We start from the raw sequence: 22,472 nt of genomic DNA on the forward strand, positions 1-22,472 counted from the left end.
TTGCTGCAGAGTTAGGGGGAAATGATGAGAAGGGTTCTTGCAATAATCCTGCTCGTAGTAGGATTGGGTTTCATTGGGTATAGTGGATGGGAGTTAATAGATGCAAATAAGCAGCAAGCCCATTCTATGGAACAAGCTACCGAAACCATTCAAAAGGCAAAGGAAAACAATGAAACACGTGAACAATTTAAACCAGGTCAGAATGAAACCATCGGCGTGCTTCGTATTCCTAAAATTAATGCAGAACTGCCCATTGTCGAAGGTACTAATCCTGATGATTTAAAAAAGGGAGTCGGTCATTATTCGGGAACCGGTTTTCCTGGTGATCATGATCAAATTCTACTTTCAGGCCACCGGGATACAGTATTTCGGCGTTTTGGAGAATTGCAAAAAGGGGACGAATTTATTGTTGAGCTTCCGTATGGTACTTTTTATTATAAAATGGATCATTCCCGTATTGTTAAAGCCGATGATACTACGGTCATAGCTCCAACAAAGCCGAATGAAGTATTAAATCTTTCAACATGTTACCCATTTCGGTATATAGGCTCCGCTCCAGATCGTTATATCATTTATGCTTATCCGGTAGAAAAGTAGTCGTAATCTTACGGCTACTTTTTTTTCTGCGCTCGGTCCATTCTATCAAATGGTTGAGCATAAGTAGGAAAGAGATAAGAAGCACTTTATATACCGATGTATAATCTATTATAATAGGTAAGATGATTATACATAGGGAAGGGATTGTAGAGAGATGGCGTTGTTAGGAACAATCGTTAATGGAGTAGCTATTATTATTGGAGGCTTACTCGGTTTAGTATTTCGCAATATTTCTGAAAAAATGAGAGCAACGGTCATGCAAGGGATTGGTCTGGCCATCATTATATTAGGAATCGGGATGGGGTTAAAAAGCAAGCAGTATTTGATTGTGATTAGTAGCATTGCTATTGGTTCAGTATTTGGAGAAATGTGGGATTTGGAAGGAAAGATGAATGCGTTAGGAGATTGGCTAGAAAAAAAGGTAGGCAATAAGAATAGAGGTAGCATTTCCAAAGGATTTGTTACTGCAACACTCGTATACGTTGTAGGAGCGATGGCTATAGTAGGGGCGCTAGATAGCGGGTTACGTTTGGATCACACTGTTTTATTTACAAAATCCATGCTGGATGGGATTTCTTCTATCATCTTTACCTCTGCACTTGGTTTAGGCGTATTATTTTCTGCTGTTCCAGTTATCATATACGAAGGAATCCTTACTTTACTTGCAACGCAAATTCATGCGCTTGTACCAGAGGTTCTAATGAATCAAATGATTTTGGAAGTGACGGCCGTAGGAGGAATTTTAATTGTAGCCATTGGATTAAATATGCTTAAAATAACTACGATTCGAATTGCAAATATGCTTCCTAGTTTAGTAGTGACTATTTTACTCATTTTACTTGTAAATCGTTTTCCAATATTGAATATGTAAATGCAGTACATGAGTGTTACTCTGAAAAGAGAAAAAGTAGGGAATAAAACGATTATCAAGATATCTTTCTAAAAAGTACAGGCAGGCTGCTGTGCTTTTTTTGTTTGAAAAAATTGTTTATATTGACAGCATTTATTTTTTAATGTTAACATTTATTTTGTTCAGGTTAACATAATGGAATTTAGGTACTTTTTCTTGTACATAGTATGAGAATGAGAGAGTTAGGAAAAGGGGAGAAAAAAGATGGATCACGTTCAAACGAAAAAGGATTGGAAGCATATCGCAAACGAAGTTGTGCAGGGCAGAGAAGTGACGAATGAAGAGGCACTAGCTATTTTACAAGCTGATGATGATGAACTTCTTGAAATCATGAACGCTGCTTATATCATTCGTAGACATTACTTTGGGAAAAAAGTGAAGTTAAATATGATTATTAATACAAAATCAGGTCTTTGCCCGGAAGACTGTAATTATTGTTCACAATCTATGATATCGGAGGCACCTATTGATAAGTATGCATGGCTTTCCAAAGAAAAAATTGTAGAAGGTGCACAAGAAGCCATTCGTCGTAAAGCAGGTACATATTGTATTGTTGCATCTGGTCGACGTCCTTCTGACAAAGAAGTAGAACATGTCATCGGTGCAGTCAAAGAAATTCGTGATACGACAGATTTAAAAATATGCTGCTGTATGGGATTTTTAAACGAGGATCAAGCAAAACGACTTAGTGATGCTGGTGTTCATCGTTATAACCATAATTTAAATACACATGTAAATAATTATGAGAGTATTTGTTCTACTCATACATATGATGATCGAGTAGATACAGTAGAGAAAGTTAAGGATGCAGGTATTTCACCTTGTTCAGGTGCTATATTTGGAATGGGTGAAAATGAACAGCAACGCGTTGAAATTGCATTTGAATTAAAAAGATTAGATGCGGATTCTATTCCTTGTAATTTTCTTGTAGCTGTTCCGGGTACTCCTTTAGAAGGAACGAAAGAGCTTCGACCTGTACAATGTTTGAAAATATTAGCTATGATGCGTTTTGTAAATCCTTCGAAAGAAATACGTATTTCAGGTGGACGTGAAGTAAACTTACGTGCACTTCAACCACTAGGATTATTTGCCGCAAACTCTATATTTGTAGGAGATTATTTAACTACAGAAGGACAAGAACCAACTGCAGACTGGAATTTAATCTCGGATTTAGGTTTTGAAATCGAAGAGTGTGCATTGTAATAAAAAAAGAGATACAAAAGTTTCTTTTGTATCTCTTTTTTTTGACTCTATTTATTAGGATAACAGTTGAATTTGACGGTTTAAATTTGCCATTTCAATAGCAGAAATAGCAGAATCCCAACCTTTGTTACCGGCTTTTGTTCCTGCACGTTCAATGGCCTGCTCAATTGTTTCGGTTGTAACAACGCCGAAAATGACAGGTACACCAGTTTGCATGGATGTAGAAGCAACTCCTTTTGCGACTTCGTTACATACATAGTCATAATGAGTCGTTGCACCGCGAATAACTGTACCAAGCGCTATGACTGCATCATATTTTTCACTCTCCGCAAGCTTTTTGGCAATGAGCGGAATTTCAAATGCTCCCGGTACCCATGCTACATCCACATCAGCATCTTCAACTCCGTGACGTTTTAACCCATCCTTTGCACCGCTTAATAGTTTACTTGTTATAAATTCATTAAAACGAGCTACAACTATCGCAACCTTTAACCCAGTACCAACTAAATGTCCTTCAAATAACATATTTAATCTCTCCTCTTATAAATGTAATAGATGACCTAATTTATCAGCTTTTGTTTGTAAATAAGCAGCATTTTCCTCTGTTGCGGGCATTTCAATTGGTACACGTTCGACTACTTCTAAATCATGTCCTTTTAAGCCTGTGATTTTTCTTGGATTATTCGTAAGAAGTTTAATTTTCGTAACGCCTAAATCTTTTAATATTTGAGCTCCAATACCATAATCTCGTAAATCGGCAGGAAATCCTAGTTTATTATTTGCTTCTACTGTATCGTAACCTTCTTCTTGAAGTTTATAGGCACGTAACTTATTTAAAAGGCCGATACCGCGTCCTTCTTGTCTCATATACAAAAGTATGCCGCGTCCTTCTTTTTCAATCTGAGCTAATGCAGCATGAAGTTGTGGACCACAATCACAACGCAAGGAGTGGAATACATCTCCTGTTAGGCATTCTGAATGAACACGCACTAGTACAGGTTCATCTGATTGAATTTCACCTTTCACGAGTGCAATATGCTCTTTATCGTCAAGGGCATTCGAATAACCAACTGCACGGAAGGTTCCAAATGATGTCGGAAGTTGAATTTCAACTTCACGCTTTACTAATGTTTCGTGATGGCGGCGAAATTCGATTAAATCTTCAATGGTAATCATTTTCATATCAAATTGTTCTGCAATTTTTTGTAATTCTGGAACACGTGCCATTGTTCCGTCTTCATTTATAATTTCACAAATAACACCAGCTGGTGCTGCCCCGCTAAGCATGGCCAAATCTACTGCTGCTTCTGTATGCCCAGCACGTCGCAGAACCCCACCTGTTTTTGCAATGAGTGGAAATACATGACCAGGGCGATGAAAATCTGCTGCAGTTGATTCGTTGTTTACCATTTCTTGAATGGTCATCGCACGTTCGTGTGCGCTAATACCAGTCGTTGTATATTTATGATCAATGCTCACTGTAAAGGCGGTACCGTGGGAGTCAGTATTTTGACTTACCATCGGTTCAAGCTTTAATCGTTGTGCAATTTCTACTGAAATTGGTGCGCAAACAAGTCCACGACCATGAGTAATCATAAAATTAATGGTATCAGCTGTAATGCTTTCAGCTAATGCAATAAAATCGCCTTCATTTTCCCTGCTTTCATCGTCGCAGACAATAATTGCTTTTCCATTTTTCAAATCTTCTAATGCTTCTTCTATTTTATTAAACATACGATCTCCTCCTTACATATATCCGTTATCTCGCAAAAATCCTTCCGTGATGGAGCTTTTCTTGGTTGTTGTCATAAAGCGTTCGATATATTTTCCTACTAAATCACATTCGATATTTACAATTTCTCCTATACCTTTTTGTCCGACTACTGAATAGTTGAGCGTATGTGGAATAAGGGAAATCATTAGCGATGTGTCATTTAGTCCAAATATAGTAAGACTCGTACCATCAATTGCAACAGATCCCTTTTGAATGCAGTATCGTAATAGCTGAGGCGTCGTCTCAATCGTGTAGTACACAGCATTTGCTTCGCGACGTTTCCCTACTATCGTTCCAGTACCATCGATATGCCCGGATACAAAATGACCACCAAATCGTCCATTCGATGCCATGGCTCGTTCTAAATTGACAGATGACCCATTTTTAGCCGATTGTAAAGAGGTAGCTTTAATTGTTTCTGGCATCACATCAACTGCGAAAGAGGAAGAAGTGAACGAGACAACAGTTAAGCATACACCGTTTACAGCAATGCTATCACCAATGTGTATATCCTCTAGTATTGTTTTGGCAGAAATATTCATTTGATTGGACATACCAGAACGCTGCACGCTTGCAATTGTTCCTACTTCTTCAATGATTCCGGTAAACATGGGATCGCTCCTTTCCCTTTTGTGCAATCATTTTTAGATCTTCGCCCACCATTTCTATTTGTTGGATAGAAAGGTGTGGAGTATCTTCTAGAGATGAAAAGCCTTCCCCTCCAAAAAAGGAAGGAGCGTTTACACCACCAATTAAACGTGGACTCATATAGAGAATGAGCTGATCCCAGTAGCCACCTTCTAGAAAGCTTGCGTGAACGTTTTGACCACCTTCAACAAGAAGAGATAAGATGTTTCGTTCACCTAATATGGAAAGTAACTCCTCTATTTGTATCAAAGATGAGTTCATTTGGATAATTGTAACACCGTATTTTTCAAAAGGTTCCATCCGTTCTTTTGATATATGGGATCCGGTAACAATCCATGTTGGTGCCTCACCGTCTTTTACTATGGTCGAAGATAAGGGAGTTCTTAAATAGGTATCGAGTACGATCCGTATTGGATTTTTTCCTCCACCATGAAGACGTGTTGTAAGACTAGGATTGTCCGTAATCACTGTATTTACTCCTACCAGGATTGCATCATGCGAGTTACGATATCGATGAACATCTTCTCGTGCTAGTTTTCCAGTAATCCATTTGCTTTCACCAGTAGAAGTAGCTATTTTTCCATCTAGGCTTGTAGCTGCTTTTACAGTTATAAATGGTTTTTTCGTATGCATATAATGAAAAAATACTTTGTTTAATTGTTTTGCTTCTTCTTCTAAAACACCTACATCGACTTGGATTCCTGCTTCTTGTAAACGCCGCATTCCTTGACCGGATACAAGGGGATTATTATCGAGTGTAGCAATTATTACCCGTTTTACCTTGTTTTTGATAAGTAGGTCACAACATGGGGGGGTTTTGCCAAAGTGACTGCAAGGCTCTAGTGTTACATAAACTGTAGAACCAATGGCTTTTTCACCAGCCATATGTATGGCATGAACTTCTGCATGTGCCTCACCTGCAGCAAGATGAGCCCCCATTCCCACTATCGCACCGTTTTGTACAACGATGGCACCAACCATTGGATTCGGACTTGTTTGTCCTTTCGTACTAGCAGCAAGCTGCAAGGCAAGTTTCATGTATTCTTCATCTGTCATTATTTCACCTCTCCCCAACTAAAATAAAAAACCCCAAAGGAATGATCCTCTAGGGTTTGAGAGAGTTTAGTTTTCAAAAGGATAGGATATTTACGAAACAATACTATTTTTTCAGAAAATACAAAAAATAGAATGGTATACGTGTGCAAATCTATAGAATCCTAGTATGAAAACGTAATCCTTCTCCCATCCAGACTTTACTGTCGGTCCTAGAGTTTCACCAGGTCCACCGATTTGTAAATACAAATCGGGTCACGGACTAAGAAGCGTATGCTTCATCACCGCCGGTTGGGACTTTCACCCGACCCCGAAGGATATTATTTGTTGTCATTATAGCACAAAAACGAGGAATGGAAAGCAATACTATACTGATAATGTGAAAAATTTGTTAAAGTTAGGTCATATTATAATGGAAAGGTGAACGAATGTTTTTGTTATAATGTAGCAGCAATACTATTAATAATGGAAAGAAGGATCACAAATGACATACATACTAGTAGGCGTTGCAGGTATAGTAGGTGCCTTACTACGATATAGCGTGGGATTGATAATGGCCAATTTTTCCCTATCATTATTTTCAACGTGGTTCGTGAATATGATAGGTTGCTTTTTTTTGGCGCTTTTCACAGCTTCTATTTTTAAAATGAAAGGAAAGCAAGTTTATTTTGCACCAGCTATTGGAACGGGATTAATCGGATCGTTTACAACATTTTCTGCATTCAGTGTGGAAACAGTTCAATTTCTCCATCAGCATAACTATAATTGGGCTTTTTTGTATATAGGTGTAAGTTCAATAGGTGGCCTTATGATGGCGTGGGTAGGATTACAACTTGGAAATAAGCTATGGAAGAGTTATGGACAGGAGGAACAGCAATGAATGTCATTCTAGTCGCAATCGGAGGTTTTTGTGGAGCTATTGCTCGGTTTGCACTTGGAAATCTACAAAAGCGCTATTACAAAGGGGATTTTCCGCTTGCTACATTATTTGTAAATTTACTTGGTGCATGGTTGCTTGGATTACTGCTAGGGATGAATGTACAAAAAGATGTCTATCTTCTAGTAGGAACAGGATTTATGGGGGCTTTTACGACATTTTCCACTTTTAAGTTAGAAAGTATTCGTCTCTTGGAAGATAAAAAGAAAGTTGCCATCAGTTATTTATTCATCACCTATGTACTAGGAATTAGCTTGGCGTATTCAGGTTTTATACTCGGAATGAAATTACAATAGTTAAACTGTGTATAATGAAAAAGTGACGAAATAGAGGTATGTACTTTCTCTGTTTCGTCACGATATGCTTTTAGTCTTCACTAAAATGGAAGATTATTTTTCTAAGTCTTTATTTTCTGCTTTAGGAGCTCTTACCACAGATTGGAATTTTCCTTTATGGCTGCCATCGCAATATGGCATTTTTGCTGATAATCCGCATCGACATAAAGAAAAGGCTTCTTTTGCTTCAAATGGGTGCCCTTCAAAATCTACCAGCTCCACATCTCCTGTTACACGAAATGCACCGTTATCTTTCACTACAATTTTTACGTTTGCCATCGTTTCTGTCCCCCAACCCTTATTAATCTTATCGTTATCAACTATTCAAACGTTACATGGTTTTCCTTTTCTTATGATAATGTTCGTATTGTTGTTTTGCAAGCTACTGAAAAGAGAAACGAAAGCTTTTTCATCAGTATGTATGGTACAATGCCAATAAATATACGCAAAGGTGAGTTACAGAATGAATGAAACATATGAAAAAATGAAAGAGATTGCAATGGAACGAACATGGGTTTCGTTTTTAAACGAGAACCATCCTTACACACTTCTTCAATGGTCTGTTTCAAGTATGACAGAACATAGGGATGTATGGTTGCTTCAAAATGAAGTAACGTTTGAAACGGAAACCTTCTCTAATGTAGAAGAAGCAATGAAATTTATCATACAAAATATGCCATGCATTACTGATATACATATTAAATAGTTCCCCTTACCCGGTGTATAAATCATAAACGCTTGAACAACATAAAATTATGATGAATGCAAAAGGTTTGAGCAAATGAGATTGGTGTTACTTGCGATCATATGTATGATGGCAAGCAGTTGTGGAAAGGCGATGCACGAAGGAAATGTGCAGGTAGTACAAAATGTAAATCCACAAATGGAATTGCGTGTAACCAATAAGGTGATTACGATGAATTATGAACATTGGCATGTTGAAAACGGAAAAATATTTGTTGTTGTTCATATCATATTACATAATGGTGGCAATACAAGTATTACTGTAGTAACAAATCAGTTCAATTTTCTTGGTAGTAGTGGTCGTATATATGGAACCGTGATGAAGGAGGCACGCAACGCAACGCATGGTGGAGGAGACATTATTATTTGAAGTTCCATCTGATGAGAAAACACTTGAACTTTCTATATAAAAAGTCTATGTTTTCAAAAAACTATAAAACAAAGAACAGGCAGTTAGACCTGTTCTTGAAATACATAATCATGTAAAAATAAATCTAGTGTTTTTTCGTAGGCTTCTTTATTTTTTCCATAAGAAAGAGCGTGTGTCCCTTTTTCTGCAAGAAAAAGTTGCTTTGCACCTATTTTTTTTTCGAATAAAGCTACACTCATACTAGGTAAAATATAATCATCCTCTTTGCTATGTATAAAAAGAATGGGATGCTTTATATTTTGTATGGATGTAATTGGTGATACATCCTTAAGTGAGTATCCATCACGCCATTTTAAAAATAGGGTTGCAATCGGTAATATTGGCCATTTAGGTAAATGATATTCTACACGCAATCGATAGGCAAGTTGTTCATAAAAGTCAGAGAATGAGCAGTCAGCTATGTAAAAATCGGCACCATCTTCCACTGAACCCGCATATTGCAAAAGTGTTGCAGCCCCCATGGATTCTCCGTGAATACCAATTGTTTCAGGATGAAATCGGTCTTTCACGTAGTCTACAACCGCTTTTAAGTCCTGCTTTTCATAATACCCATAGCTTGTGGTATGTCCACCTGTTTTTCCATGTCTACGATGATCATATAAAAGAATGTTAAACCCGCGTTTGTAAAACAAATTGCTATATTTAACTGAGTTTATTTTATTAACGGTAACGCCATGACAAAAAATCATAAATTTCTTACTTTTGTTAGGAATGAAGAGACTGTTAAGAGAATATCCAAAAGGAGATGGGATTAAAACATCTTCTTTCATCATAGCATGAAATTCGTCCACGTTATAATAACTACCCGCTTCACGTGCTAAAATTTCTTCGTCCGTTTTTTTTCTTATGTACATGACCTTATTTGAGAATGTAATTCCAATCCCCAAGAAAAGAAGCACGATAAATAGGAGAAGCCCCAATAGTACTGTCATGATTATCCTCCTGCCCGTTTACTATTGATTATTTTACCATAGGATTAAAGTGATATTCTATCTTTCTATCCTTTTTGTGGGGTGGATATTGATTTTCATCTTGACGATATCACTTGTATGCATTACGGTAAAATTGTAATCTATTCCCAAACGAGGTGAGTTTTTGGCTTCTATTCGTGATGTAGCTAAATTAGCAGGGGTGTCCATTGCAACTGTTTCACGTGTTATAAATAAAAAGGGGTATGTGCGCGAGGAAACGGTAAAACAAGTTGAACGTGCAATTAAACAGCTACAATATAAGCCGAATATCCTTTCAACTGTGCAAACGAAGTCTCAGGCTCTATTGGCATTTCTTGTAGATGACTATGAATCATTTATGTTTTCAACTACGCTACGTTCTATACATATCACAGCTGATAAGGAAGGCTTTGAAGTTTTGATATGGAATACATCAAATAAACGTATAGCAGATTTAATCCGCCATTTTGGTGTCTCTGGTGTCATTATTACTGCATCGGCGTATATGCGAATGATGGAGCCGTCTTTTTCCGTACCATACATAGTTTTGAAAGAAGAGGTAGAAAATCAGTATGAAAGTTCAAGAATGGCTACGCTATATTTACTAGCAAGAGGAGTGAAGTTTCCAGCTTTTCTTAAAGGAGCACCTTCACTACTCATGAATGAGAGGTTGGCAGCTTTTATAGATACTGTAGAAGAAAATCGAGTACCGTATCGTGTAATTGAGGATGGAAGTACCATCAATAAAGCAGAACAAGCTATAATAAAAGCCTTTCGAGATGCGCCTTTTGTTGACTCAATACTAGCTAGTAGTGAACTGGCAGCAATGGGTGTGATACGAGCAGCACATATCCTTCATCTTTCTATTCCTAATCGATTGCAGGTAATGGGGTTTGATGGAAGTGAAATAGGAGAAATGATTTATCCAACCATAACGACCGTAGAAACAAATTCTTTAGATCAAATAAAAGATGCGATAAAGAATCTTATCCAGCAAATAAAACATATTCCGGTTTCTGGGAATTCTAACAATCATTATATTGTAGAACGAGAATCTACAAAACATTGAAAGATAGGGTTTAACTGAATTGCAAGTAAAATAGGATGACAGGTTTGTTAGCGTCATCCTATATTTATCTATATCTATTAATTATCCCCTTTAATCCCCATACCAGTAATTTCAAGCATTGATATTTCGCTAGAACGAATGAGTCGATGCCCGAAGCGATTAAATCTGTATTCGGAAATCCGAAAATGAAGCTCATTAAGCGCTTCATCCCAATTACAGTGAGAAAATGATTCGTACACTTCGAGTTCCTTGCCATTACATAACGTAATGAGCAGCTTGTACATATATTGGGTACTGTCATCACTCATACTCGTTCCTCCCTGCACTGTTTTCTATATTGTAACGAAAAGCAAGATAAAAGGAACTATTTTTACAAAAAAATATAAAGAGAGGCAGCTATAGTATGTTTTTTATAATAGAATGAGTCTAACACTCTTGGCATTTGTACATTTCTTTTACTATAATAATTGGGAAGGAGTGAGTTTTATGGCAAAAATGAAGAAGAGTAGCAACAATACGGATGAATCCTTGCATGTTAGTGAACGAATAGATGGGAGTATATTGCAACAGTTAAAAGAAAAGAAGAAGCAACTTGCTAACGTTGAAGAAATGCGTCAAAAGCAAGAGGAAGAACGAAGAATAAAGGAACGGCGTGAACGTGAAAAAAATAAATCGTTTGAAGAACTTTTAAGCGAAAGCGAACTTTCATGGAAAGATTATAAATAGGATAATTTAGAAAGCTATTCAAATCTATGCCTTTGAATAGCTTTCAATATGAACTAGAACTTGAATTATCGATGCAATGTATATTGATCTTGTTTTGTAATGGAAGCTATATGGTCGTATTCTTCCTTTGTTAGCGGCATCGCCTCTGCAACGCGTATATTCTCACTGAGCTGCTCTAGTGAACTTGCACCTGGAATAACAGAGGCAACTACTGGGGTTGAAAGACAGTATTGTATAGCAGTTTCTGCCAATGAACGTGTATTGCCCTGTTTAACAAGAGCAATTGTATGTTCTAGTTCTTCATACGAATAGGATAAATAGCCTTTATCCATCGCACGCTTCAATTTATGATCATTGTGATCAGTTAGCAACCCTTTTGCAACGGGACCACGAGCAATGATGCTTACATGGTTCTCGTTAAGAAGTGAAAATAGTTCTTCAGGACGACGATTCAACAGATTATACTCCATCATTACGCTTACAATATGAGAATATTTCAAATATTCTCGAATGACATTCGGACGAATGGAAGAAATCCCGTAGTAGCGAATGACACCGTCTTTTTGCAACTGTTCGAAGGCTTCTATAGTTTCCTCAATTGGATCTTCAATCGTTCCTCCATGTAATTGGTATAAATCGATATAATCCGTTCCAAGACGGCGTAAACTTTCCTTCACTTCTTCCATAATGTATGCTTTTGATGGATCCCAGTTCCATCCGTTCTTCTCCTTCGTAAAGCGGTTTCCAACTTTTGTAGCAACAATTACTTGCTCCCTTACTCTTCCTCGCAAGGCTTTTCCTACAAATTCTTCATTTAAACCGTAGTCATATAAATCCGCAGTATCTAAATAGTTAATTCCTGCGTCGATAGCAGAGCGAAGCATGGATATGGCTTCCTTCTCATTTGTACCGAGAGACATACAACCAAGGCCAATATTACTTACGAATAAGTCGGACGAGCCAATTTGACGCTTTCTCATCTTCATTCCTCCCTTATTCTATTGTAAGGAAAGCTATGCTTTAAGACAAATAGTTCAGCATATAGTCAAACTCCTTTTTAGAATATGGTAAACTGATTACGTGTGCCATAGGAATTCGGATAAGGAGATGAATCGATTGAATGATTTTGAAGAACGTACGATTACTACTACTCCAATCTTCTCTGGTAGAGTGATTCATGTACAAGTAGATGATGTTGAATTGCCAAATGGGAATACGAGTAAACGAGAACTTGTTAAGCATCCTGGTGCAATCGCTATTATTGCTGTTACGAATGAAGGTAAGATTGTATTAGTCGATCAATACCGGAAGGCGTTAGAAAAGATGCTCGTTGAAATTCCTGCAGGTAAGTTAGAAAAAGGTGAACGACCTATTGATTGTGCAATGAGGGAGCTTGACGAAGAAACTGGCTATACTTGTAAGGAAATGCGGTTTATCACTTCTTTTTATACCTCTCCCGGATTTTCAGATGAAATCGTATATTTGTTTGAAGCAATTCAACTGGAAAAAAAGGAAGTAAAAGCGAGCTTGGATGAAGATGAATTTGTAGAGTTGCTGGAAGTTACACTCGAAGAAGCGCTAGAACTAATGAAGGAAAAACGTATACATGATAGCAAGACGATTATGGCCCTTCAATATCTACAATTAAAAAAATAAAAGAATAGGTATTGTACCTATTCTTTTATTTTTGCATAGATACATGTATTGCGAAGTTCATCACTACCCAATGCTTTACAATTTTTATGTAGTATACCTTCTAGTATAAAACCTGTATGTTCTGCTAACTTCTTTGCTTTTTCATTTGTTGCATCACATCGAATTTCAAGACGATTACATTGTAGTTTTTCAAAAGCAAATGTAATTACACCAGTAAGTGCCTCGGTCATATAGCCTTTATGAGTTGCGCTACTGGCAAGCCAGAAGGATACTTCGAATATCCGAATGTCCCAGTCTACTGGATAAAGAGTGATACTGCCAATAAAAGTGCTATCCTCCTTGACATATAAATGAAATCGAAGCTGCTTTCGCAATAAAAATTTAGCGTGGGCTTCTCTCACTTCCACTTCGGCTTGGTCCTCAGACTGAATGGTAGTACCATACGTTATCCACAAATCAATATCTTCTTTTGATTGTTGATATACCTCATACAATTCAGTTCCGTCTCCAGGAAATGGTTTTCGAATTTGTAGTCGTTTCGTTTGAAACATAGTTGGAAAATCAAGTAATAATGGATTCACATCTATCCCTCCTTTATACATAGTGTATCAAACAAAAAAACTGAAATCCATTCGTTGTATAACTCATAATCTACCATTTCTCTCATACAATGTAGCAAAGAAGAAAGAAAGGGGCTTATACGGTGCGAAAATCATGGAAGGACCGAGCTGCTATTCATATTCAGGAGCACTCCTCACTTTATATATTTGTCTGTATATTGTTAATCATGGGAGTTATTTTTGGTGCGATTCTCGTAAATAGCTTACAAGAGAGTCAAAAACAAGATTTGTATTACTATCTTAGTAAATTTTTTGGACAAGTATCAGAAGGTAAATTTGCAAGTACCGGAGAGATGTTTCAAGAAAGTTATCTATCCCACCTAAAATATATTGGATTTATTTGGTTGCTAGGTATTTCAATGATTGGTTTACCAATTCTTTTTATCCTTTTATTTTTAAAGGGGGTCGTTGTTGGATTTACTGTCGGATTTTTAGTAAATCAGCTAGGCTGGAATGGGATTTTGTTATCATTTGCAGCTGTCTTTCCGCAAAATCTAATTATCATTCCTGCTTGTATAGTCATGACTGTCGTATCTGTCAGCTTCTCATTGCAAATGATTCGGCACCAATTCGTTCGGAGAATACGTGGGCCGGTTCTTTCCTTTTTTATACGATATACAGTTTTTTTTATTATTATGGGAGTAGTCCTCCTGCTTGCTTCTGCAATAGAGGCATATATTTCCCCGACGCTTATGAAAACATTCATGACTGCTATTAAATAGAAATAATTATTATATAATATATAGAATTATTTTATCTTAACTATTTTCTTTTGACACTCTCTTTACTTTTGATATAATGGTGTAAGAGTGGCGAGGGAGGGAAAAGTACCGAATGGAAGAAAGAATTGATCGTATTAAGAAACAATTGCATGCAGCAAGCTATAAACTTACACCACAAAGAGAAGCTACTGTACGTGTACTGCTAGAAAATGAAGAAGACCACCTTAGCGCGGAAGATGTTTACCTCCTTGTAAAAGAAAAGTCGCCCGAGATCGGACTTGCAACCGTTTATCGTACGTTAGAATTGTTAACGGAACTAAAGATTGTCGATAAAATTAATTTCGGTGACGGTGTTTCGCGTTATGATTTACGAAAAGAGGGGGCCTCTCGTTTTCATCATCACCTCATATGTACATCGTGCGGTATGGTAGAGGAAATTCAAGAGGATTTATTAAGAGATGTAGAAATCAAAGTGGAGCAAAAATGGAATTTTAAAGTGAAGGATCATCGACTCACTTTTTATGGGATTTGTGATACATGTAGGAAAAAACAAAGCGATAAATAACCTTTTCCTTTTCTGGAAGAGGTTTTTTTATTCGATAACGTATAAAGCAGGGTAAGCCTGGCATATGTTGTAATAACAAAGCATATGGAGGGGCAAACATGCGAAATGGATTTATATTCATGGTTCATATAATCAAAGTTTTTCTGCTATTTACAAGTTGTACGCTTCTTTTTTATTTTGCTATAGTATGGATTAATGAAGAATATCAAAATTATCATCGATTCGAAAAGCCAAAGGGAGAATCGGTTGAAGAAGTATCACTAGACGGATCGGTTGCTAGTACTTGGATGAATCGATTAATTTTTTTCTATGAAAATGGGGAGTAGAGAAAATTGGATGAACATCTAAAGGATTTTATACATTATATGCGGATTGAAAAAGGACTAGCAGGTAATACTATCACGTCTTATGAACGTGATTTGAAAAGTTATTTGCAATATATAGATAAAGTCGAGAGAATCCATATTACTGTTGTGACCCGCATACATATTATACATTTCTTACATCTATTAAAAGATCAAAATAAATCTGCAAAAACAATTGCACGTCATATTGCTTCGATTCGTTCCTTTCATCAATTTTTGTTACGTGAGCGTGTGGCAGAAAGTGATCCTTCTGTGCACATTGAAACACCAAAACTGGAACGTAAATTACCAAATGTGCTATCCATAGAAGAGGTGGAAGCGCTACTTGAAGTGAAAGATAGGTCTGCCTATGGACTTAGAAATAAGGCGATGCTTGAATTGTTATATGCAACAGGTTTACGTGTTTCGGAATTAATTAACTTAAATCTATCGGACGTTCATTTGACGATGGGATTCGTACGATGTCTTGGTAAGGGAAATAAAGAACGAATCATTCCGCTTGGGGGGATGGCTACCGAGGCAATCACGATTTATATCGAGCGGGGACGAAATGAGTTAGCTAGTAATAAAAAATCCACAGATGCACTCTTCTTAAATCATCATGGAGAGCGGCTGTCACGCCAAGGGTGTTGGAAAATTTTAAAGAAGCTTGCGAAAGAGGCAAGTATCCAGAAGGATTTAACGCCGCATACTCTTCGGCACTCTTTTGCGACTCATTTATTAGAAAATGGTGCTGACTTACGAGCAGTTCAGGAAATGCTTGGCCATGCAGATATTTCGACAACACAAATTTATACGCATGTTTCAAAGGTACGATTAAAAGATGTATATAAACAGTTTCATCCGAGGGCATAATGATGTTTATAGCGGGAAAGCATAGTTGTTCTTGCCTACTTCACAAAAACTTCACATTTCCTTCTTATATTGTTTTCAATCTATCAACCTTGTGAATATGGACAAACTCTTTTTTGTTCTTCTATACTAAATTAGAGGAGGAGTGAACGATGAAAAAGGTAATAGCAGTACTATGCATTTCACTCATTGCGCTAGTTGCATGTAATTCGCAAGGACAGAACAATACCCAAAAGGATTTCGTGCCCAAAGAAGTAAAGGTGGAAGTAAAAACAAACCCTGAAACATTAAAATCGAATGAAAAAATAGAACTGCAAGCAATTGTCACGCAGGACGGAAAAGCGGTCGACGATGCGCAAGATGTAAAATTTGAAACATGGAAAGACGCGGATCAAAATCACACGATGACAGTAGCCCAGCATAAACAAAATGGAATCTATGTAGCAGAAATCACCTTTGCAGAGGATGGGGTCTATCATATTATCGCCCATACCAATGCTAGAGATATGCATGTAATGCCTGAAGTAAAGGTTATAGTAGGAAATGCAGCAGTTACAAAGGATACCAGTAATGATGAACATGATCATAGTGACTTGTCTATTCGTCTCATGGCAGATTCTTTACAAGCTAATGCAACATCAAAAATGATGGCGCATGTGGAACAAAATGGTTCTGTATTAACAGGAGCAACTGTCGAATTTGAAATGTGGAAAGATGGAAATGAAAAGCATGAGTTTGTTCCGGCAAAGGAAGGAATGCAGGGGGAATATAATGCTAGTCCAGTATTTAAAGAAGCAGGAAGTTATCATGTAAAGGTGCATGTTGAAAAGGATCAACTCCATGATCATATGGAACAGTTTGTTGAAGTAAAATAAAGCTAAAATAAAGCTGATTACATTTCTTTGGATGTAATCAGCTTGTTTATTTTAGGTAAATAAACATTTTGGTCAAGTATCAAGTAGTGTTTCCAATAAGGAAAAACAGCTATAAGGGGTGATAGGAATCCCGGTTAATGTAGCTTAAATCCTGTTTGAAGTCCAGATTTATATGAGATATACTAAAGAAAAATACATAGTACTGATATCAAAGTCTGACATCTGACATAAAAAGACTCTATATTCATGGTAGTAATTAGGAGGAATTGGATTGAATAAGTATAAACGGATTTTTTTAATTGTGATGGATTCTGTAGGGATTGGGGAAGCACCAGATTCTCAATCTTTTGGTGATGAAGGCGCAGATACACTCGGGCATATTGCAGAGCATATGAACGGATTATATATGCCAAACATGGCGAAATTAGGACTTGGAAATATTCGAGAGATAAAGGGAATTGAAAAAAGCGAACGGCCTAAGGCTTATTTTACAAAGATGCAAGAACAATCAGTTGGCAAGGATACGATGACAGGGCATTGGGAAATCATGGGTCTTTATATTGATACCCCTTTCCGCGTTTTTCCGAAAGGGTTTCCAAAAGAACTTCTAGATGAACTTGAAAAACGGACAGGGCGTAAAATTATTGCAAATAAGCCGGCCTCTGGTACTGCTATTCTTGATGAGCTTGGGGAAGAACATATGAAAACTGGTGCTCTTATCGTTTATACATCAGCAGATAGTGTATTGCAAATCGCTGCGCATGAAGATATCGTACCAATCGATGAACTGTATTCCATTTGTAAGATTGCACGTGAGTTAACATTGGATGAAAAGTATATGGTTGGACGCGTGATTGCACGTCCGTTCATTGGAACACCTGGAAACTTTATACGAACTGCAAACCGTCATGACTATGCATTAAAGCCATTTGGTCGTACCGTGATGAACGAATTACAAGATGGCGGATACGATGTAATTTCAATTGGAAAAATTTCAGATATTTATGACGGAGAGGGTGTTACAAAGTCTCTTCGAACGAAATCGAATATGGATGGTATGGATAAGTTAATGGAAACCCTGCATATGGATTTCAAAGGTCTTAGCTTTTTAAATTTAGTAGATTTTGATGCCCTTTACGGTCATAGACGAAATCCACAAGGGTACGGAGAAGCGCTGCAGGAGTACGATGAACGTCTTTCTGAGGTGCTAGACACACTTAAGGATGACGATTTACTCATTATTACCGCAGATCACGGCAATGATCCGGTTCATGCAGGAACCGACCATACACGGGAATACGTTCCTTTACTTGTGTATAGTCCCTCTATGAAAGAAGGTAAGGAACTACCGCTTCGAGAAACATTTTCGGATATTGGGGCTACGGTTGCAGAAAACTTTCATGTAACTATGCCGGAGTACGGGAAAAGCTTTTTAAAACAAATACAATAACAGGAGATGAATACCATGAATTACGAATCGATTGATAAAGCAGCTGAATATTTACAAGAGAAGTTTCCATCTATTCCGAAGATAGGGTTGATTCTTGGTTCTGGACTTGGTGTGTTAGCTGATGAAATCGAAAATCCTGTTAAGGTTAGCTATAAGAATATTCCTGGGTTTCCGAATACAACAGTAGCAGGCCATGCAGGACAGCTTGTATTCGGTTCCTTAAAGGGTGTTCATGTTGTTGCTATGCAAGGCCGTTTTCATTACTATGAGGGCTATGATATGGAACTTGTAACCTTGCCTGTTCGCGTAATGAAAGCGATAGGTGTGGAACTATTACTCGTGACAAATGCAGCGGGAGGAGTTAATACTTCCTTTTCACCAGGAGATTTAATGATCATTCGTGATCATATTAATTTTATGGGTACGAACCCGCTAATAGGTCCAAATGATTCGTACATGGGTGTTCGTTTTCCTGATATGTCACAACCGTATGCAAATGACCTAAGAAATATTGCTAAGGATGCTGCGCGTCGCTTGCAAATATCAATACAAGAAGGAGTTTATGTAGCAGTAACTGGGCCATCTTATGAAACGCCAGCTGAAATTCATATGTTCCGTACGTTAGGGGCAGACGCCGTAGGAATGTCCACTGTACCTGAAGTGATTGTTGCTAGACATAGCGGGATGAAAGTACTCGGCATTTCTTGTATTACGAATATGGCTGCAGGGATTTTAAATCAACCACTCCATCACGATGAAGTAATTGCAACGACGGAACGTGTAAAAGCAAATTTTCTATCTCTTGTGAAAGAAATTGTGAGAACACTTTAGGAGTGATGAATGGATGAGAATGGTCGATTTAATTGCAAAAAAGCGAGATGGACATGAATTATCTGCAGAGGAAATTAATTTTATTATTGAAGGCTATACAAAGGGTGACATTCCTGACTATCAAATGAGTGCATTTGCGATGGCTATTTACTTTCAAGATATGAACGACCGAGAACGAGCAGATTTAACGATGGCAATGGTAAATAGCGGAGATTACATAGATTTATCGAAAGTAGAAGGTATAAAAGTAGATAAGCATTCAACGGGCGGTGTAGGCGATACCACGACTCTTGTCCTAGGGCCTCTTGTTGCAGCTATTGGTGTACCTGTTGCGAAAATGTCGGGCCGCGGGTTAGGTCATACCGGCGGTACGATTGATAAACTCGAATCTATTCGTGGTTTTCACGTTGAAATTGCGAATGAGGAATTTATTCGACTCGTCAATACAAATAAAATAGCCATAATTGGACAGAGTGGAAATTTAACACCTGCAGATAAAAAGTTGTATGCGTTGCGAGATGTTACTGCAACCGTTAACTCAATTCCTCTAATTGCAAGCTCCATTATGAGTAAAAAAATAGCAGCAGGTGCTGATGCGATTGTCCTTGATGTAAAAACGGGTGCAGGTGCATTTATGAAAACAGAAGAAGATGCTAGAGCACTTGCCCATGCTATGGTACAAATCGGAAATAGTGTTGGTCGTAAGACAATGGCAGTGATTTCGAATATGAGTCAGCCACTTGGATTTGCCATAGGAAATGCACTAGAAGTGAAGGAAGCAATTGAAACGTTACAAGGGAAAGGACCAAAGGATTTAGAAGAACTTTGTTTAACATTGGGTAGTCAAATGGTTCTTTTAGCACGAAAAGCAGACTCGTTAGAACAGGCACGCGCTATGCTAGTAGAAGTCATCCATAATGGAAAAGCGCTAGCAACATTTAAACGTTTTTTATCGGCACAGGGCGGAGATGCCTCTGTGGTTGATAACCCTTCTAAGCTTCCCCAGGCAACATATATTGTAGAGGTTCCGGCAAAGGAAGAGGGGTATGTGTCTGAAATAATTGCTGATGAAATAGGGACAGCAGCGATGCTTTTAGGTGCAGGACGTGCGACGAAGGAATCCAGAATCGATTTAGCTGTTGGGCTTGTGCTTCGTAAAAAGGTTGGAGATTTTGTAAAAAAAGGAGATTCGCTCGTAACGCTATTTGCTAATAATGAAAATACGAACGAAGTAGTTGAAAAAATATATGCTAGTATAAAGCTTTCGAAAATAGCCATTCAACCGCAAACGCTTATTTATGATGTGATTACGGAATAAGAACCACTTTTGAAATACATAGAGCCTCATATTTGAAATCGGACGGTACGTAATTCTAAAAAAGGATTGTTCAATATCGGAATGATTATTATACTTGCATTAGACAATTGATAGAAAACATGTTTGGTGAAAAAATGGGGTGAACGGATTGATCCGTGTATGCGGGATTACAACACAGAATGAAGTGCGTTACGATATGTCATTAGAAGATCGTTTTCGTGATGATATAGTATGGTGCTGGGTTGATTTGTATAATCCATCAGAAGAAGAGTATATGTCAGTTTTGAAGGATCATTTTCATTTTCATCCTTTGGCAATTGAGGACTGCTTAGAAAATGTCCAGCGTCCAAAGATAGATTTCTATAATGGCTACCATTTTCTTGTGTTGCATTCTATATTAAAAGAAGAATTAACACCAAAAGAAGTAGATGTATTTGTTGGTGAATCATTTTGCGTCTCGTTTCATTGGAAAGAAGAACCAGGATTAAATGATACATGGAATACATTTGCACAAAAAGAAAGAGTAAAAAGTAGTCCGTTACATGTAACGCACATGATTATTGATCGGCTTGTAGATGACTGCTTTCCTCCGTTGTATTTTCTAGAAGATCGTTTAAACGAAATTGATGACCATTTAACATTTAACGATAGTCATTCGCTAGAGGAAGTATTTGAAATCCGGTCCGAGCTCTCGAGATTAAGACGTACAATTGTCCCTATGCGAGATTTGTTATATCGTATTCTTAACTCGGAACGCTTTTATGGTATGAGTGATCAATCGATTTATTTTAAGGATATTTATGATCATTTATTAAAGCTTTCAGAAATGATTGAAGCGAATCGAGAATTAACGGCTGACATTCGTGATAGTTATTTTTCTTTAAATAGCAATTATATGAACAATATTATGAAAACATTAACAGTATTTTCAACTATATTTATGCCGCTTACCTTTATTGTAGGTGTATATGGAATGAATTTTTCGAATATGCCTGAATTAAATTGGAAATATGGGTATTATATTTGTATTTTTCTAATGTTATTTATTTTTGTTGCAATGATGACATGGTTTCATAAAAAAGGATGGTTTAAGTAGAAATAGGACGTAGCTTTATAGTGAAGAAAAGAAACGACACAAGTGCTTTATGTGTCGTTTTATGTATAGGTAAATGTAGCAAGAATACGAGCTGAAATCGTTACTTCACCTGGTTGGATGGAGGGAACAGTCATGATTCGTGCTGTTGTATAAGTTTCAGAATAAGAGCCTACTTGCTCTTTTATGGAAATCGGAATGGGGTGCAGCGTGACATGCAAGGTGTTTGCAATGACTGTTGCTTTTTCTAGTGCATTTGTTATAGCAATTGTTAATGCTTGATTTATATACGTAGTAGGCTGTGATACACGAAAAGTTAGACCACGAGTAATATTTGCCCCTGCCTTTGTAGCAACAGAGTAAACTTCTCCTGCTTGTTGTACATGTGAGACAGTTACTTCGTATAGATGTTCGACGCGATAACCACGGAGCGTTGTTTTACCTTCTTCCTCACTATATAAAGGTGTAATAGTATAAGATAACGTAGCGATGCTGCTTTCGGGTATGCCCATCTCTTTTAGGGCGGCTAGCAGTGCTTGCGAAGCAGTTGCATTTTTTTCTTGTGCAGCTTGTACGGTCATATCCTCAGTTACAATGCCTAGCGTTATAATGACACGATCTGGAGTCGCCTTTACAACTCCTTCTCCATGAACCTCTAGCAATGAATTTTTTGTTTCCCGATACGGTGGAATATACGGATTTGTATATTGCATAAGTCCCCTCACTCCTTTTTTTCAAAGAATGCTTCA

Annotated in this window: 29 protein-coding genes and 1 riboswitch; of the genes, 19 read left to right on the forward strand and 10 right to left on the reverse strand. The window is 37.5% G+C overall.

All coding sequences use genetic code 11. The annotated features are described in order from the left end of the window. The first annotated feature begins 24 nt into the window (after nucleotides 1–24). From ACAN53_RS02585 to bioB, 3 genes are all read left to right on the forward strand, one after another. Nucleotides 25–597 carry a class D sortase gene (locus ACAN53_RS02585; protein ID WP_379966580.1) on the forward strand — a complete coding sequence of 191 codons (573 nt, stop codon included), beginning with the start codon at nucleotides 25–27 and terminating at the stop codon, nucleotides 595–597. A 154-nt stretch (nucleotides 598–751) separates the two neighbouring features. Further along, the gene (locus ACAN53_RS02590) at nucleotides 752–1,468 is read left to right on the forward strand and encodes a DUF554 domain-containing protein (protein ID WP_379966583.1); all 717 of its coding nucleotides are present in this window, start codon (nucleotides 752–754) and stop codon (nucleotides 1,466–1,468) included. 243 nt (nucleotides 1,469–1,711) lie between these two features. Continuing rightward, nucleotides 1,712–2,710, forward strand: coding sequence for a biotin synthase BioB (bioB, locus tag ACAN53_RS02595; RefSeq protein ID WP_379966586.1), 999 nt, complete (start codon nucleotides 1,712–1,714; stop codon nucleotides 2,708–2,710). Between the two features lie 54 nt (nucleotides 2,711–2,764). Here the strand turns inward: bioB and ribH are convergent, their stop codons facing one another. Genes ribH through ribD form a run of 4 tightly spaced genes read right to left on the reverse strand, consistent with a single transcriptional unit; the run spans nucleotide 2,765 to nucleotide 6,188 of the window. Beyond that, nucleotides 2,765–3,235 (reverse strand): 6,7-dimethyl-8-ribityllumazine synthase, encoded by a 471-nt coding sequence (gene ribH, locus ACAN53_RS02600; protein WP_379966589.1) that lies wholly within the window; start codon nucleotides 3,233–3,235, stop codon nucleotides 2,765–2,767. Between the two features lie 15 nt (nucleotides 3,236–3,250). Continuing rightward, a complete protein-coding gene (locus ACAN53_RS02605; protein ID WP_379966592.1) occupies nucleotides 3,251–4,444 on the reverse strand; it encodes a bifunctional 3,4-dihydroxy-2-butanone-4-phosphate synthase/GTP cyclohydrolase II in 1,194 nt (397 codons plus the stop codon). 12 nt (nucleotides 4,445–4,456) lie between these two features. Further along, complete coding sequence (gene ribE / locus ACAN53_RS02610; RefSeq protein WP_379966595.1) at nucleotides 4,457–5,095, reverse strand: riboflavin synthase; 639 nt, start codon at nucleotides 5,093–5,095, stop codon at nucleotides 4,457–4,459. Continuing rightward, nucleotides 5,076–6,188, reverse strand: a complete 1,113-nt coding sequence (gene ribD, locus ACAN53_RS02615; RefSeq protein WP_379966598.1) for a bifunctional diaminohydroxyphosphoribosylaminopyrimidine deaminase/5-amino-6-(5-phosphoribosylamino)uracil reductase RibD — start codon at nucleotides 6,186–6,188, stop codon at nucleotides 5,076–5,078. Before ribD ends, ribE begins: the two co-directional genes overlap by 20 nt. 174 nt (nucleotides 6,189–6,362) lie before the next feature. Then, a riboswitch (FMN riboswitch) is annotated at nucleotides 6,363–6,507 on the reverse strand. Between the two features lie 162 nt (nucleotides 6,508–6,669). Here ribD and ACAN53_RS02620 point away from each other — a divergent pair. Next, nucleotides 6,670–7,065 carry a fluoride efflux transporter FluC gene (locus ACAN53_RS02620; RefSeq protein WP_379966601.1) on the forward strand — a complete coding sequence of 132 codons (396 nt, stop codon included), beginning with the start codon at nucleotides 6,670–6,672 and terminating at the stop codon, nucleotides 7,063–7,065. Continuing rightward, the gene (crcB, locus tag ACAN53_RS02625; protein ID WP_379966604.1) at nucleotides 7,062–7,418 is read left to right on the forward strand and encodes a fluoride efflux transporter CrcB; all 357 of its coding nucleotides are present in this window, start codon (nucleotides 7,062–7,064) and stop codon (nucleotides 7,416–7,418) included. Before ACAN53_RS02620 ends, crcB begins: the two co-directional genes overlap by 4 nt. Nucleotides 7,419–7,511: 93 nt before the next feature. On the opposite strand, the gene ACAN53_RS02630 is transcribed toward crcB, so the two are convergent. Next, nucleotides 7,512–7,736 (reverse strand): CDGSH iron-sulfur domain-containing protein, encoded by a 225-nt coding sequence (locus ACAN53_RS02630; protein WP_379966607.1) that lies wholly within the window; start codon nucleotides 7,734–7,736, stop codon nucleotides 7,512–7,514. 184 nt (nucleotides 7,737–7,920) lie between these two features. Between ACAN53_RS02630 and ACAN53_RS02635 the strand changes: the two genes are divergently transcribed. Further along, the gene (locus ACAN53_RS02635; RefSeq protein ID WP_379966610.1) at nucleotides 7,921–8,163 is read left to right on the forward strand and encodes a DUF2552 family protein; all 243 of its coding nucleotides are present in this window, start codon (nucleotides 7,921–7,923) and stop codon (nucleotides 8,161–8,163) included. A gap of 75 nt (nucleotides 8,164–8,238) precedes the next feature. Beyond that, nucleotides 8,239–8,571, forward strand: a complete 333-nt coding sequence (locus tag ACAN53_RS02640; RefSeq protein ID WP_379966613.1) for a hypothetical protein — start codon at nucleotides 8,239–8,241, stop codon at nucleotides 8,569–8,571. Between the two features lie 83 nt (nucleotides 8,572–8,654). Here the strand turns inward: ACAN53_RS02640 and ACAN53_RS02645 are convergent, their stop codons facing one another. After that, on the reverse strand, nucleotides 8,655–9,563 hold the full coding sequence (locus tag ACAN53_RS02645) for an alpha/beta hydrolase (RefSeq protein WP_379966616.1): 909 nt from the start codon (nucleotides 9,561–9,563) through the stop codon (nucleotides 8,655–8,657). Nucleotides 9,564–9,726: 163 nt separating this feature from the next. Here ACAN53_RS02645 and ACAN53_RS02650 point away from each other — a divergent pair, with 163 nt between their 5' ends. Further along, a complete protein-coding gene (locus tag ACAN53_RS02650) occupies nucleotides 9,727–10,650 on the forward strand; it encodes a LacI family DNA-binding transcriptional regulator (RefSeq protein WP_379966619.1) in 924 nt (307 codons plus the stop codon). Nucleotides 10,651–10,727: 77 nt separating this feature from the next. On the opposite strand, the gene ACAN53_RS02655 is transcribed toward ACAN53_RS02650, so the two are convergent. Then, a complete protein-coding gene (locus ACAN53_RS02655; RefSeq protein ID WP_379966622.1) occupies nucleotides 10,728–10,958 on the reverse strand; it encodes a hypothetical protein in 231 nt (76 codons plus the stop codon). Nucleotides 10,959–11,136: 178 nt separating this feature from the next. Here ACAN53_RS02655 and ACAN53_RS02660 point away from each other — a divergent pair, with 178 nt between their 5' ends. Beyond that, complete coding sequence (locus ACAN53_RS02660; RefSeq protein WP_379966625.1) at nucleotides 11,137–11,376, forward strand: DUF3886 domain-containing protein; 240 nt, start codon at nucleotides 11,137–11,139, stop codon at nucleotides 11,374–11,376. A 65-nt stretch (nucleotides 11,377–11,441) separates the two neighbouring features. Here ACAN53_RS02660 and ACAN53_RS02665 read toward each other — a convergent pair whose 3' ends face one another. Continuing rightward, nucleotides 11,442–12,356: an aldo/keto reductase gene (locus ACAN53_RS02665; RefSeq protein WP_379966628.1), complete on the reverse strand. Its 915-nt coding sequence runs from the start codon at nucleotides 12,354–12,356 to the stop codon at nucleotides 11,442–11,444. Between the two features lie 127 nt (nucleotides 12,357–12,483). On the opposite strand from ACAN53_RS02665, the gene ACAN53_RS02670 reads away from it, so the two are divergent. Beyond that, nucleotides 12,484–13,032, forward strand: a complete 549-nt coding sequence (locus ACAN53_RS02670; protein WP_379966631.1) for an NUDIX hydrolase — start codon at nucleotides 12,484–12,486, stop codon at nucleotides 13,030–13,032. Nucleotides 13,033–13,049: 17 nt separating this feature from the next. Here ACAN53_RS02670 and ACAN53_RS02675 read toward each other — a convergent pair whose 3' ends face one another. Next, nucleotides 13,050–13,613 (reverse strand): GNAT family N-acetyltransferase, encoded by a 564-nt coding sequence (locus tag ACAN53_RS02675; RefSeq protein ID WP_379966634.1) that lies wholly within the window; start codon nucleotides 13,611–13,613, stop codon nucleotides 13,050–13,052. A gap of 122 nt (nucleotides 13,614–13,735) precedes the next feature. Between ACAN53_RS02675 and spoIIM the strand changes: the two genes are divergently transcribed. The 9 genes from spoIIM to corA all read left to right on the forward strand — a co-directional run bounded on the left by spoIIM (nucleotide 13,736) and on the right by corA (nucleotide 21,726). Then, nucleotides 13,736–14,374: a stage II sporulation protein M gene (spoIIM, locus tag ACAN53_RS02680; protein ID WP_379966637.1), complete on the forward strand. Its 639-nt coding sequence runs from the start codon at nucleotides 13,736–13,738 to the stop codon at nucleotides 14,372–14,374. 112 nt (nucleotides 14,375–14,486) lie between these two features. Beyond that, on the forward strand, nucleotides 14,487–14,939 hold the full coding sequence (fur, locus tag ACAN53_RS02685; protein ID WP_379966640.1) for a ferric iron uptake transcriptional regulator: 453 nt from the start codon (nucleotides 14,487–14,489) through the stop codon (nucleotides 14,937–14,939). Between the two features lie 98 nt (nucleotides 14,940–15,037). Beyond that, entirely contained in the window at nucleotides 15,038–15,265 is a 228-nt protein-coding gene (locus ACAN53_RS02690; protein ID WP_379966643.1) for a YqzK family protein, read from the forward strand. A 6-nt stretch (nucleotides 15,266–15,271) separates the two neighbouring features. Continuing rightward, nucleotides 15,272–16,159, forward strand: coding sequence for a site-specific tyrosine recombinase XerD (gene xerD / locus ACAN53_RS02695; RefSeq protein WP_379966646.1), 888 nt, complete (start codon nucleotides 15,272–15,274; stop codon nucleotides 16,157–16,159). A 149-nt stretch (nucleotides 16,160–16,308) separates the two neighbouring features. Then, entirely contained in the window at nucleotides 16,309–17,031 is a 723-nt protein-coding gene (locus ACAN53_RS02700; RefSeq protein WP_379966649.1) for a FixH family protein, read from the forward strand. A gap of 271 nt (nucleotides 17,032–17,302) precedes the next feature. Continuing rightward, nucleotides 17,303–18,481: a phosphopentomutase gene (gene deoB, locus ACAN53_RS02705; RefSeq protein ID WP_379966652.1), complete on the forward strand. Its 1,179-nt coding sequence runs from the start codon at nucleotides 17,303–17,305 to the stop codon at nucleotides 18,479–18,481. A 15-nt stretch (nucleotides 18,482–18,496) separates the two neighbouring features. Further along, complete coding sequence (locus tag ACAN53_RS02710; protein WP_379966655.1) at nucleotides 18,497–19,312, forward strand: purine-nucleoside phosphorylase; 816 nt, start codon at nucleotides 18,497–18,499, stop codon at nucleotides 19,310–19,312. 13 nt (nucleotides 19,313–19,325) lie between these two features. Further along, complete coding sequence (locus ACAN53_RS02715; protein WP_379966658.1) at nucleotides 19,326–20,630, forward strand: pyrimidine-nucleoside phosphorylase; 1,305 nt, start codon at nucleotides 19,326–19,328, stop codon at nucleotides 20,628–20,630. A 148-nt stretch (nucleotides 20,631–20,778) separates the two neighbouring features. Then, nucleotides 20,779–21,726, forward strand: coding sequence for a magnesium/cobalt transporter CorA (corA, locus tag ACAN53_RS02720; protein WP_379970233.1), 948 nt, complete (start codon nucleotides 20,779–20,781; stop codon nucleotides 21,724–21,726). Between the two features lie 59 nt (nucleotides 21,727–21,785). Here the strand turns inward: corA and ACAN53_RS02725 are convergent, their stop codons facing one another. Beyond that, nucleotides 21,786–22,436 carry an SIMPL domain-containing protein gene (locus tag ACAN53_RS02725; protein WP_379966661.1) on the reverse strand — a complete coding sequence of 217 codons (651 nt, stop codon included), beginning with the start codon at nucleotides 22,434–22,436 and terminating at the stop codon, nucleotides 21,786–21,788. Between the last annotated feature and the right edge of the window lie 36 nt (nucleotides 22,437–22,472).

Origin of the sequence: Ectobacillus soli (assembly GCF_042610425.1) — a bacterium.
Lineage (GTDB): Bacteria > Bacillota > Bacilli > Bacillales > Bacillaceae_G > Ectobacillus.

What these genes read in the sequence shown, in the direction of transcription:
- ACAN53_RS02620 (WP_379966601.1), top strand. Translation starts at nt 6,670, where the DNA reads ATGACATACATACTAGTAGGCGTTGCAGGTATAGTAGGTGCCTTACTA.
- ACAN53_RS02710 (WP_379966655.1), top strand. Translation starts at nt 18,497, where the DNA reads ATGAATTACGAATCGATTGATAAAGCAGCTGAATATTTACAAGAGAAG.
- ACAN53_RS02640 (WP_379966613.1), top strand. Translation starts at nt 8,239, where the DNA reads ATGAGATTGGTGTTACTTGCGATCATATGTATGATGGCAAGCAGTTGT.
- ribH (WP_379966589.1), bottom strand. Translation starts at nt 3,235, where the DNA reads ATGTTATTTGAAGGACATTTAGTTGGTACTGGGTTAAAGGTTGCGATA.
- ACAN53_RS02630 (WP_379966607.1), bottom strand. Translation starts at nt 7,736, where the DNA reads ATGGCAAACGTAAAAATTGTAGTGAAAGATAACGGTGCATTTCGTGTA.
- ribE (WP_379966595.1), bottom strand. Translation starts at nt 5,095, where the DNA reads ATGTTTACCGGAATCATTGAAGAAGTAGGAACAATTGCAAGCGTGCAG.
- ACAN53_RS02725 (WP_379966661.1), bottom strand. Translation starts at nt 22,436, where the DNA reads ATGCAATATACAAATCCGTATATTCCACCGTATCGGGAAACAAAAAAT.
- ACAN53_RS02715 (WP_379966658.1), top strand. Translation starts at nt 19,326, where the DNA reads ATGAGAATGGTCGATTTAATTGCAAAAAAGCGAGATGGACATGAATTA.
- ACAN53_RS02665 (WP_379966628.1), bottom strand. Translation starts at nt 12,356, where the DNA reads ATGAGAAAGCGTCAAATTGGCTCGTCCGACTTATTCGTAAGTAATATT.
- ACAN53_RS02590 (WP_379966583.1), top strand. Translation starts at nt 752, where the DNA reads ATGGCGTTGTTAGGAACAATCGTTAATGGAGTAGCTATTATTATTGGA.
- ACAN53_RS02660 (WP_379966625.1), top strand. Translation starts at nt 11,137, where the DNA reads ATGGCAAAAATGAAGAAGAGTAGCAACAATACGGATGAATCCTTGCAT.
- ACAN53_RS02670 (WP_379966631.1), top strand. Translation starts at nt 12,484, where the DNA reads ATGAATCGATTGAATGATTTTGAAGAACGTACGATTACTACTACTCCA.
- crcB (WP_379966604.1), top strand. Translation starts at nt 7,062, where the DNA reads ATGAATGTCATTCTAGTCGCAATCGGAGGTTTTTGTGGAGCTATTGCT.
- ACAN53_RS02700 (WP_379966649.1), top strand. Translation starts at nt 16,309, where the DNA reads ATGAAAAAGGTAATAGCAGTACTATGCATTTCACTCATTGCGCTAGTT.
- fur (WP_379966640.1), top strand. Translation starts at nt 14,487, where the DNA reads ATGGAAGAAAGAATTGATCGTATTAAGAAACAATTGCATGCAGCAAGC.
- ACAN53_RS02585 (WP_379966580.1), top strand. Translation starts at nt 25, where the DNA reads ATGAGAAGGGTTCTTGCAATAATCCTGCTCGTAGTAGGATTGGGTTTC.
- ACAN53_RS02655 (WP_379966622.1), bottom strand. Translation starts at nt 10,958, where the DNA reads ATGAGTGATGACAGTACCCAATATATGTACAAGCTGCTCATTACGTTA.
- ACAN53_RS02635 (WP_379966610.1), top strand. Translation starts at nt 7,921, where the DNA reads ATGAATGAAACATATGAAAAAATGAAAGAGATTGCAATGGAACGAACA.
- ribD (WP_379966598.1), bottom strand. Translation starts at nt 6,188, where the DNA reads ATGACAGATGAAGAATACATGAAACTTGCCTTGCAGCTTGCTGCTAGT.
- ACAN53_RS02605 (WP_379966592.1), bottom strand. Translation starts at nt 4,444, where the DNA reads ATGTTTAATAAAATAGAAGAAGCATTAGAAGATTTGAAAAATGGAAAA.
- ACAN53_RS02645 (WP_379966616.1), bottom strand. Translation starts at nt 9,563, where the DNA reads ATGACAGTACTATTGGGGCTTCTCCTATTTATCGTGCTTCTTTTCTTG.
- ACAN53_RS02690 (WP_379966643.1), top strand. Translation starts at nt 15,038, where the DNA reads ATGCGAAATGGATTTATATTCATGGTTCATATAATCAAAGTTTTTCTG.
- bioB (WP_379966586.1), top strand. Translation starts at nt 1,712, where the DNA reads ATGGATCACGTTCAAACGAAAAAGGATTGGAAGCATATCGCAAACGAA.